This window comes from Aneurinibacillus aneurinilyticus ATCC 12856 (assembly GCF_000466385.1).
Lineage (GTDB): Bacteria > Bacillota > Bacilli > Aneurinibacillales > Aneurinibacillaceae > Aneurinibacillus > Aneurinibacillus aneurinilyticus.
This window is the reverse complement of record NZ_KE952688.1, coordinates 21,812-32,046: the sequence shown is the minus strand read 5'-3', so window position 1 is coordinate 32,046 and position 10,235 is coordinate 21,812. Positions and strand designations below refer to the sequence as shown.

Here is a 10,235-nt window from a genome sequence, read left to right as displayed (position 1 = left end):
TGAATCAAAAACGACGAGGGTATTGCGTGTTTTACGGTCCCGCCTGGCTGAGGCTAAAAGCGGCCCCGCTTCTATGCGGAGACGAACCGACGCCCGTTTGGGACACGGTGTGGTGACGATCCACTATGGATCGTACTGGATAATCAACACCCTTGACGATGAATTAAAAAAGCAGCGACAGGCTTACTTGTGCTTCCAGAGTGATCCGTGGAAGGAACCGCGATTTGTGTTTTGGGTTAAACGGGATAAAAAAGGCGGAAAGTTGCTCAAACTTTCATTGCGCAAGCTGATTATTTCTCTTGTCGTGTTGCCAAATAACGGCCTGGTGAGTCCCTAAAAGCACGTCGGAACATCGCGATGAAACTGCTGGGCGAAGAATAGCCCAGCGCGTCGGCGATCATTGCGACAGAATCCCCCCGTGCCAGCATTTCTAGCGCATGCGTCAACCGTGCCTGTTGACGCCACTGGGCGAACGTCAAACCAGTTTCCGCCAGAATCAGCCGCCGCAAGGTCCGAGGCGAAAGAGCGGCCCATGCAGCCCAGTCATCCAGCGTTCGGCTATCCTCGGGACACTGCAAGATTGCGTTCGCAATGCGCAGAAGACGGGGCTCGGAAGGCATGGGCAAGTGCAAAGGCTCCAATGGCGCTTGCACGATTTCATCGAGCAATACGGCGGCGATTCGTTCCTGCTTCGGCTCCAGGAAATCCTGATCGTACCAGGAGGCTGCCCGCCGAACCAAAGCGTACATAAGCTCGGAAATGCCGATCACGCAAGTTGGCGCTGGGTTATGTTCGTCAATGTGCCTATCGGCGTTGCGCTTATAATAATTGTTGCGCTCAGTCTCCAGCGCTAGCCGAAAAATGCCAAGCGGGAGAAGCTTGATATTCCCGGTGCGGCTACGATTACACTCTCTGTCGCAGCCTTCATCTACGGGATTACGCAGACGGTCGAGCGAGGCTGGGACTCACCGGTCGTTCTCTGGACGCTCGGATTATCGCTAATTCTCTTGATTGTATTCGTCTGGGTAGAGCTTCGTGCGGCCCAGCCGCTGATTCGACTTGAAATCTTCCGTCACCGGAACGTGCCTGTCGGTATGATCATGGTTCTTGGGCTCGGTGCAACCTTGACGGCCAATATGTACTTTCTCTCGCTTGTCCTGCAAAATATCGAGGGCTACAGTCCATTTGATACAGGTCTTGCACTGTTGCCGATGGCCGTTACGTTGGCCGTCACCGCTATTGTCTCTCGCCGTCTTGAAGATGCAGGATTCCATAGGCTTCCTTTCTTCGGCGGTCTTATGGCCGCAGCAGGATTCGTTTGGCTGAATTGGTTGCCGTTCCATCCAGATTACGTTACCTGGCTGCTGCTTCCCAGCCTGCTCATTGGCGCAGGGCTGGGACTGATGCTGATGCTGATGACGGCCATCCACGCTGTACTCGCGGGCATTCCATCCAAAGATTCCGGCATCGCAGCAGGGCTGCAAAATACCGCCCGCCAGCTCGGTGGCGCGCTTGGCATAGCGGTTCTCGTAACTGTGGCTCACGCAGCGGCAGGTGGGCAGACGACTGCCGACGGAATAACCGGCGTTTCCCAACTGTCCGGATACCATGCGGCTTTCCTGACGAGCGGAGCAATCAGCGGAATTTCGGCCCTAGCCTCATTGCTGCTACGCCGTCATGCGAACTGAAACGCCTCCTGCCATAAAAGAAGGACCTCATATCCGATATCAGGCGGAAGATGAGGTCCTTTTTTGTAGGCGAAATTCATTGTTAAGCATAGCGCCACAAAGCGGCCATGTCTCTTCCTCGTGAAAAGACGAGGGAACACGCCGACGCGTGCACCTTTTTTCTTCCACCTTATGGATCATCAACAGGCGTGAGATAAAGCATCTTATTTAGGAGACAAGACGACAATCACTTAAAGATTCGCCTGACAAATAAACCCTAGCGGGGTACATTTGACAAAGAAAGCTCGTAGCATCATAATAAGTATGTTTAAAAGTTTGAACATATAGAGGTGAATGCCATGGAATCTGCTAATTGTAAAAACAGGGAGCTTGTTTTAGAAACATTCCGATTAACGACGCCTATTTTTCAAGCCTTAGGTGATGAGAATCGGCAGCATATTATTATGCTCTTACTTGAACACAACAGTCTGAATGTAAATCAAATCACAGATAAGATGGAAATTTCCAGACCAGCTGTTTCGCATCACCTGAAAATATTGAGACAAGCTGGCTTGATCAATTTTAGCAGGAATGGGAATGAGAAATTTTATTCGTTAAGCGCCGGTGAATTCATAGAGAGAATTAAAAACCTGATTACGGCAATCGAAACAGGTCTTTAAATTTTTTTGATCATTATGTTTAAATTTTTAAACATATAAACTTAACTATGGGGGATGGATATGAAGAACAATAGCAGTAAACCATGGAAGGGAATGTATTGGTTGATGCTGGCTGTACCCTTATTTTGGGGAGGATCTTTCTCAACGGCAGAGCATGTTGTATCAGAAATTCCGCCTCTTGTCGCTGCAACCCTTCGTTTTGCGCTCGCCGGTTTGTTGTTAACAATGGTTGCCATTTTGAAATCGGAATGGACTATGCCTGTGTTGAAACAAAGATGGAAAGGACTGCTTTTTGTATCGTTAACCGGGATTTTTGGCTATAATGCTTTATTCTTTTTAGGTCTGAAATATACGTCTGCCATTAATGGAGCGTTGATCATTGCAACCATGCCCGTTTTTGTTACGGTAGGAGCCGTCTTGTTTTTGAAGGAAGCGTGGAGCAGGACGACAGCACTTAGTTTGGTTTTATCGCTGGTCGGTGTAGTCATTGTCATTACGAAAGGGTCATTCAATACGATTAGTTCCTTGTCCTTTAATGTAGGAGACGTCTTGTTTCTTGCTGCGTTAGCTTGTGGTGTTGCGTATGGTTTGCTTGGAAAAGTAATCATGAAGAAGATATCTCCGCTATTTGCAACGACTTTGATGACTCTAATCGGCTCGGTGTTTCTTGGAGTTAGCTCATTGATTGAAGGAGGATGGGAAAAAGTTCCTTATTTATCCAGTCAAGGATGGCTGGAAATGTTGTATATGGTCCTATGCGGTACGCTGATCGGCTATGTGATATTTAATAAAGGGGTTGAACAAATTGGCGCGAGCCGGGCCAGCATTTACTTGAATCTGACACCAATTGTGACAACGCTGTTCTCCGTTGTGATGTACAACACGACGATGACATGGCAGCAAATGCTCGGAATGGTAATGGTGTTGATTGGAGTCTGCTTAGCGACGCTCGGAAAAGCTGATAGATCATAGAGGTGGGAAGGGGGTGCGGGAATGTTTTCCGAGCTTCGAAAATCCATGAGATAACTCAGGGAACAGCAGCTTAAAAGGGGACGCAGTTTGGTTTAGATCAAACTGCGTCTAACTTTCTATCATTTAAATCTTATCATAACCATTGAACTTCGAGCTTTCATTTATTTTTATAGACAATAAACGATATTGAAGTCCCATAACCCGGCTTGCTTGTAATTTGAAGTCCTCTGCCAAAGTGTCGTTTTAATCGCCGATCGGTATTAGACAGACCGATTCCTGACGTAGTATCTGATTGCTTCATGAATATGCGCTGTACCATCTCTTCATCCATCCCCACACCGTCATCTGCAACCACGATCTTTGCGTAAGTCTCGTAGTCCGAGAGACGGATATGAATATTGCCGCCACGTGCACGCTTCATGATGCCGTGCCTCACAGCATTTTCAACTAGGGGCTGGATGGTAAGCAAAGGGATTTTCAGTTGCTTACATCCACTTATCTCCCAAGTAACTTGTAGCCTATCGTCAAACCGTTCCTTTTCAATATATAGATAGGAACGGACAATACTTAACTCCTCTTCTATAGGCACAAGCTCATCCGCACTTTGAAACTTAAATTTATCCCTCAAAAAATTACTGAATGCTTCGAGCAGATTACGCATTCGATCCATATCAATTTCACTCAAAGCATAAACTGTATTCAATGTGTTAAATAAGAAATGAGGCTGAATTTGCGCCTGAAGCCAAGCTGCTTCCATTCGTAGTTGCTCCCGCACAGATTGTTTAACTTCGGTTAACGTCCTAACTCGTGCTCTTATTTCCAACGCATCCACCGGCTTTGTCACGTAATCGTTGGCACCAGACAGAAACCCATTTTCAATATCCTCAGGCTGACTTCTTGCCGTAAGAAGCAGAATCGGAAGTTCTGTGATCGTGAACTGCCTGCGAATTGTTCGTGACAACTCGTACCCGGACATTTGAGGCATCATGACGTCTGAAATGACTAAATCCCACTCCTTCGAATCCAATACAGCTAGTGCTTTTTTGCCGCTTGTTACTGTCATAATGTCAAATTGTTCTGAGGAAAGAACAGTTTCAAGCACTTTCAGGTTAACGGGGTCATCGTCCACAACTAATATTCTGGGTCGATCAGTAAGTATCTGCGGTTGCTGCCCAGAGATCGAATCAAATGGAGGGACGGAAGCAGCCAATGCGGCTTCCGTAAAAGCGATTGATGTATGAATTTTCGTTTCTGTTTCTTCTTGCAAAATGGCTGGATCGGCCAGTTGTAGGGTAAAGGTGAATTCCGAACCGTGACCGAGAACAGAACTGACCTGCAGCGTTCCTCCATGCAGTTCGACCAATTGTTTACTGATACTTAGCCCGAGTCCAAATCCTCCCTCGATCATCGTCTTGCCAGGGTCGGCCTGTTCATAAGGCTCAAACACACGCCGCATTGTTTCCTCGTCCATGCCAATGCCCGTATCCGAGATCGCAATGTGTGCCCTCCCATCCTTCACATATCCCCGAATTGAAATTTCACCTTCATTTGTGTATTTCACCGCATTGTGAAGCAAATTGAATACAATTTGTATAACCCGGTTTTCATCGGCAAATACTTTCGGAAACTCTTCAGGTATATGATTAATTAGCTGTATCGGTTTTCCTTCCGTCATAAAATGAAGCATATCCAATGCGCCAGTTGCAATCGTCTGAATGGAAAGAACACGCATTTTCAGCTTAGGATTGCTTTCTTTTAGACTCATCACATCAAGTAGATCGTTTAACATAAGCGTCATACGTCGTCCCACAGACAGGACTGTTTCCAAATCTTTGACGCTTTTTTCATTTAGTGAATGTTGCTCTCTTTCCAGAACAGCTTGTGAAATATTGAGAATACCGTGAAGCGGATTCCGCAGTTCATGAGATGTATTAGCGAGAAATTCATCTTTCAGCTTGTCTACTCTCTGAAGCTTCGCTGCAAGGTTCTTGGTTTCGAAATGAACCTGAAAATAGCGTCTGAACCAGACGGACGCAAAACAAGTCATCGATACAATCAGGTCAAACGGATAATATACAATTTTGATTCCTGTTATAAGGAGAACTCCCCACCATACGAGGCTGTTCGTAAACGCGACAAGGGACAGAAGTAATAAAACGTTATCCTCGATATTCTTCATGGACGTATAGAGTATAGAAACTATGGCTATTAGGATAGAAATCCCGATAATCATCACATACAAGGGCTGAAGCGTCACAATATACTGGGAGGGCAGGAGCAACCACAGTACAGCGGCTCCACAAAGAATAACGTACCATGGAAAAATTTTGAACCAACACGTCGGCAATTCGTGCACCACACATTGTAGCAGACAGTATGCAACGACAATCATTGAAAGATGGACTAACTTAAATCCCAATTCATAATCAATTGGAAGCCAATAAAGCAATAATTTCTCTTCGCTCCCAAGAAGATTTATAAGCATTGCACTGACGATTAGCAAGGAAAAGTAAAGCAATCTCTTCTCCCGGTTTCCCACCAGAAACAAAATAAGCGCATATACAGCATGCAGCAAAAACACGACGGCAACCATTTGCTGCATGGACACGGACAGTTGTGTCTCACGAGCAATCGCATCCTCTGTTCCAAACTTCAGCGACCGAACGATGCCGCTATTACGGGGGTCTTTATAATTTGCCGCCTGTATAACAACCTCGATTATGTTGCTTCCGTTTGTTGTGAAGGAGGCCGAGTAAGGAACATTCCATGCAACATATTCCTCTTCTGTTGCCCCTGGATGACCTGACTTTGCCAGCAACCTCCCATTTACATACAACGCCGACGAGCTTCGAACGCTTGGAATACGAATGCTGTAGGTTAAATCGTTTTCCGGATTAACGAGAATTCGTAAACGATAAGAACCATAACCGTATGGGGTATTATGCCCTGGTTGCAGGGAAGCATTCCAATTTCCTGGAACTTGAATGAATTCAGGATTTCCCCTAACCGGCTCCTTATGATTTCCGTTACTCATTAGCCATGTATGAGGATAAAATTCCCATTGGCCATCCAGGGTAATCGTACAACCTTCTGTAGCATCCCAGTTTCGTAAATCCAATTGTCCATTCACTACATGTGGCTGCTCGGTACTTTGAAACGATATCATCCAGAGAATGCGTGAACCTGTAAGGACAACCAAGAACAGGCCTACTAAAAGAAAAATTTTCCACTTTTTAATCCTAATTAGATTATTCAACAAAACCTGACTCCTTAACTCAACCTTTATATATGATAAATACAATTTTACATCGATTTCTCCTTCAGTTGTCCTAGATCAATTTGATATAAGAAAAGGATAACGCGCTTTTCTCTTTAGGAATAGCGTTCTTAACTTGATGGATGTATGATGTGCCACTATAAATGCGCCTTTCGGGTTATTCGCACATGTTTCTGGAGTTTTTTATCTAATATTGGTGGGTACTGCGCTGCATTGCACTTGAGATGGCGAAAAATGTGAGGGGGATGTAGTTATGGGGCAAACGATCGAGAAGAAGCTGGAGGCATTGAGGGAATGCAAACTGACCCGTGTTGCATGGGACCGAGCGAAATGACCCTTTACATGGAGGGTTTTTCTTTCCTTCAAGATTATGGGGGTCAAGAGGGGTAGAGGCTCCATGTAAAGGGCAGCGGGGGGCTAGTGCGCTCCGACTCGTGCCATTATTCGATCTGCCCGCTGTTGTCGTCGAACTCTTGAAATCGAGCAAGCAAGTATTTCTTCTCTTTTCCGAATTTCTTCCTTCCAACCATGTTATCATGTCAAAATCTTATATAGATTGATAAAAATAAATAATATAGATGACAATTTGTTCAGAATTTGTTGAGTTGACATCAGTAAAATTAAGTAACAGATATTAAACAGTATTATTTAACTGAAAGCGGAAGGAGTATAAAGTAAAGGTGAAAAAAGAATTATTTGCCATACCGATGAATAGGTCTGAACACTCTGGTATTGTGCGTGAGATAAAAAAAGGGGAAGCGAAGAGGAAGAAGCGGGCTTATGGCGTTACCAAATTTCTTATCCCTATTACCATTTCTCTCCTTGCTTATTCCGCTCCTGTCTTAGCAAAAGAATCGCAGGAGATAGTGAAAGCAAAAGAACTTATATCAGATAGATTACAAATTCAAGCACTTGATAATCCTGTTCACAGCCAAACTATTTTTAGTAAAACAATGGACGGAAGTGTAGAGGTTGAGAGACCTTCTGTAATGACAAAAGGGATCGTCAGTTATAAAGTACAAAAAGGGGATAGCATGAGTTCGATTGCTGCTACTTTTAAAATTCCATTGAAAGATTTATTGACAGCTAATCCACATATAAAAGATTATAATAAACTTTCCGCTGGTCAAGATGTGTATCTTCCCCAATAAAATAAGCAGGAACATTACATTATGCAGGAATTTTTACAATCGTGCTAAGCGCTTTGCTTCTTCTATATCTGCAATTTTCCCCCAAGGTATTACCGTTCCAAAGTAGACACTAAATAAAGAACCTATGCGCAGAGAGGGTGGCCTCGATATTTGAACTGTAACCCGAATAATGGAAAACTTAAAAAAGTAACGGTTAGGCTACTAAAAGCTGATTCCTGTATTCAACAGGAGTCAGTTTTTCTAATGTCCACTGGTAGCGGTGACAGTTATAGCCATAGATGCAGTCAGATAAGAGTTTGTCAAAACGTATGCAATCTCGATTATGTACTTTTCCATTGCTATAGAAGGGGGATATGCTGCATTAACACTGCATTGGACCGGGAGGGAGCGAACTTCCTTCCATCAAGCGGCTTCAGCTTGAACACATATTTTTTACGTATATCGAAGAGTTCAACAAACTATCTTTTTCCAAAACATATTGAAGGCACGAGAATCATCACTTAAACAACATATAACGAATTAATTTTCTTCCCAATCCAGTAAAGATAAATTGTGGTAGGATAGATAAAAAATACTTAAACTTTCAAATTTATCTAAGGGGAGTGTTATTAGTGCTTGAGTATGAGCGTTCTTTACCTTTAAATTTCGAGGAATCTTCATGTATTGAAAAGGATGGTTATACTGTTAGAGATGTGTCCTATTTAAGTCCGTATGGTGGGAGAGTTCCTGCTTATTTGGTCGTTCCTGATGCAAACGGACCTTCCCCGGCAGTTGTTTTTATGCATCCTGGTCAAGGCAATCGAACAACATTTTTGTCTGAAGCTGAAGCTTTAGCTTTAAACGGTGTAGTTTCTCTTTTAATCACTGCACCTGCCATGCGAAGCCGTCCTCCAAAAGATTTGTCTGAGGAACAGAAATTAAGTCTTATGTTAGAGGCAATAAGTGACATCCAGCAATATACTCAAACAGTCGTTGACATCCAAAGGGGAATCGACCTTCTTTTTAGTTTCGAAAATGTTGATGTAAATCGTCTTGCGTATGTCGGACATAGTTTGGGCGCTACCTGGGGAGGAGTTCTCGCTGGAGTCGAAGAGCGTATTAAATCATATGTTTTAATGGCTGGACTCTCCAGTGTATCTGAGTGGCATAAAACGAGCGATCACCCATTAGCAGCTTTGATTCGTGCCAAGTTATCAAGAGAGCGGTTTAATAAATTTATTTCTGAATTGGAACCATTAGATGCGGTTCATTACATAAATAAAGCTACACCTGCATCACTGTTATTTCAATTTGTTCATGACGACGAATTTGTACCGAAACATCAAGCGGATACATTCTATTCTATTGCAAGTTCACCAAAGGAAATTTCCTGGTATCATACCGACCATCTTTTTACGAATTGTGATGCAGCCTATCAAGATCGTACCCAGTGGGTTATCAAACAATTAGGACTTGATAATAAATAATTGTTTGCAGACTGCGAGATATAATATATAGAATCTATGTAGAAATCATTTGACATATTAACAAAAGTTCAGGTGGTTGGAAGGAGGAGAGAGGTTGGTGCGCCCTGGCGCTCCGGCAGAAGAAAGGCCAGTGTGTTTTTTTCCGACAGCTCCTGTCCACCGCCCTTCCTTTTTTCTTACCTCCTACCACAAACATGTCATGATAGCTTTGACGATCGTTGGAACTTCAACCACCAGCAGCATATATCTGCGGCGCTGATGCTTCTGATGATTTGTATGTTTCTCAAAGTGCTACCCCATGTTGATTGGATCACAGTCAAACCAAGGTAGCCGATTGCTCCTACATTTCACACAAGGTAAGCACCTGTTAAACGGGATAGGTGCTTTTTTATTTGGAATGCATTCGTGTAGAATGAAATAAGAAAGAACATTTTCATTAAAGAGTGTTAGAAATTCATTTAGAAAGGCAGGTAGCGTATGGATTCTTTCATTATATTATTTTGCTTTGCAATTACTTTGCATAATATAGAAGAGGCTATTTGGTTGCCAAAATGGTCACAACAGCCTTCAAAATTTCAAAAATCGGTTACTGCAGGTGAATTTCATTTTGCTGTAATTGTCATTACTGCACTTGCATACTTATCAGCCTTCTATTATTTATTTGTACCAGAGTCCAACTTAGCGAAATGGATTTTCATTGGTTTTTTAGGTTCAATGATTCTCAATGCTATTTTTCCCCATGCCATTGCAACAATAGTATTAAAAAGATATGCACCAGGTCTTGTTACAGGAATCATGCTTAATATTCCAATTAACTCACTCATTATCCTACGCTTGTTTGAGAATCATCAGTTAGCATGGAAGGAGTTAATATTTTCAACAATGGCAGTTGGTATTATTTTGCTAGCACTTATTCCGCTTTTATTTAAGATTGGAAGAAGAACTATACCTTTTTAGAAAAGGTAAAAAAATAACACGCCTGTTGATGATCCATAAGGTGAAAGAAAGAAGGTGCACGCGTC

General features: G+C 43.3%; 11 protein-coding genes. 8 read left to right on the top strand and 3 right to left on the bottom strand.

Annotated elements, in window-relative coordinates; translation table 11 throughout:
• Positions 1–337 (top strand): hypothetical protein (locus HMPREF0083_RS28630; RefSeq protein WP_209421071.1); only part of this gene is annotated, 337 nt, incomplete at its 5' end.
• On the opposite strand, the gene HMPREF0083_RS30050 is transcribed toward HMPREF0083_RS28630, so the two are convergent.
• Entirely contained in the window at positions 291–509 is a 219-nt protein-coding gene (locus HMPREF0083_RS30050; RefSeq protein ID WP_412674518.1) for a helix-turn-helix transcriptional regulator, read from the bottom strand. The genes HMPREF0083_RS28630 and HMPREF0083_RS30050 overlap by 47 nt on opposite strands.
• Between HMPREF0083_RS30050 and HMPREF0083_RS29245 the strand changes: the two genes are divergently transcribed.
• The 4 genes from HMPREF0083_RS29245 (at position 419) to HMPREF0083_RS03095 (ending at position 3,319) form a co-directional block, all read left to right on the top strand.
• A complete protein-coding gene (locus tag HMPREF0083_RS29245) occupies positions 419–751 on the top strand; it encodes a hypothetical protein (protein ID WP_245191306.1) in 333 nt (110 codons plus the stop codon). The genes HMPREF0083_RS30050 and HMPREF0083_RS29245 overlap by 91 nt on opposite strands.
• 133 nt (positions 752–884) lie before the next feature.
• Positions 885–1,688 (top strand): MFS transporter, encoded by an 804-nt coding sequence (locus tag HMPREF0083_RS03105; RefSeq protein ID WP_081695989.1) that lies wholly within the window; start codon positions 885–887, stop codon positions 1,686–1,688.
• Between the two features lie 338 nt (positions 1,689–2,026).
• The gene (locus HMPREF0083_RS03100; protein ID WP_021619562.1) at positions 2,027–2,347 is read left to right on the top strand and encodes an ArsR/SmtB family transcription factor; all 321 of its coding nucleotides are present in this window, start codon (positions 2,027–2,029) and stop codon (positions 2,345–2,347) included.
• Positions 2,348–2,401: 54 nt separating this feature from the next.
• Positions 2,402–3,319 carry a DMT family transporter gene (locus HMPREF0083_RS03095; protein ID WP_021619561.1) on the top strand — a complete coding sequence of 306 codons (918 nt, stop codon included), beginning with the start codon at positions 2,402–2,404 and terminating at the stop codon, positions 3,317–3,319.
• Positions 3,320–3,476: 157 nt separating this feature from the next.
• On the opposite strand, the gene HMPREF0083_RS03090 is transcribed toward HMPREF0083_RS03095, so the two are convergent.
• Complete coding sequence (locus HMPREF0083_RS03090; protein ID WP_327848980.1) at positions 3,477–6,575, bottom strand: hybrid sensor histidine kinase/response regulator; 3,099 nt, start codon at positions 6,573–6,575, stop codon at positions 3,477–3,479.
• A gap of 701 nt (positions 6,576–7,276) precedes the next feature.
• On the opposite strand from HMPREF0083_RS03090, the gene HMPREF0083_RS03085 reads away from it, so the two are divergent.
• Positions 7,277–7,747, top strand: a complete 471-nt coding sequence (locus tag HMPREF0083_RS03085) for a LysM peptidoglycan-binding domain-containing protein (protein ID WP_021619558.1) — start codon at positions 7,277–7,279, stop codon at positions 7,745–7,747.
• 193 nt (positions 7,748–7,940) lie between these two features.
• Here the strand turns inward: HMPREF0083_RS03085 and HMPREF0083_RS30045 are convergent, their stop codons facing one another.
• Entirely contained in the window at positions 7,941–8,057 is a 117-nt protein-coding gene (locus HMPREF0083_RS30045) for an IS3 family transposase (protein ID WP_412674581.1), read from the bottom strand.
• A gap of 301 nt (positions 8,058–8,358) precedes the next feature.
• Here HMPREF0083_RS30045 and HMPREF0083_RS03080 point away from each other — a divergent pair, with 301 nt between their 5' ends.
• A complete protein-coding gene (locus tag HMPREF0083_RS03080) occupies positions 8,359–9,213 on the top strand; it encodes an alpha/beta hydrolase family protein (RefSeq protein ID WP_021619555.1) in 855 nt (284 codons plus the stop codon).
• A 477-nt stretch (positions 9,214–9,690) separates the two neighbouring features.
• Positions 9,691–10,170 (top strand): HXXEE domain-containing protein, encoded by a 480-nt coding sequence (locus HMPREF0083_RS03075; RefSeq protein ID WP_021619553.1) that lies wholly within the window; start codon positions 9,691–9,693, stop codon positions 10,168–10,170.
• The last annotated feature ends 65 nt before the right edge of the window (positions 10,171–10,235 follow it).

Excerpts from the sequence above, each read along its gene's own strand:
- HMPREF0083_RS03100 (WP_021619562.1), top strand. The coding sequence starts at position 2,027 with ATGGAATCTGCTAATTGTAAAAACAGGGAGCTTGTTTTAGAAACATTC.
- HMPREF0083_RS03095 (WP_021619561.1), top strand. The coding sequence starts at position 2,402 with ATGGATATGAAGAACAATAGCAGTAAACCATGGAAGGGAATGTATTGG.
- HMPREF0083_RS03075 (WP_021619553.1), top strand. The coding sequence starts at position 9,691 with ATGGATTCTTTCATTATATTATTTTGCTTTGCAATTACTTTGCATAAT.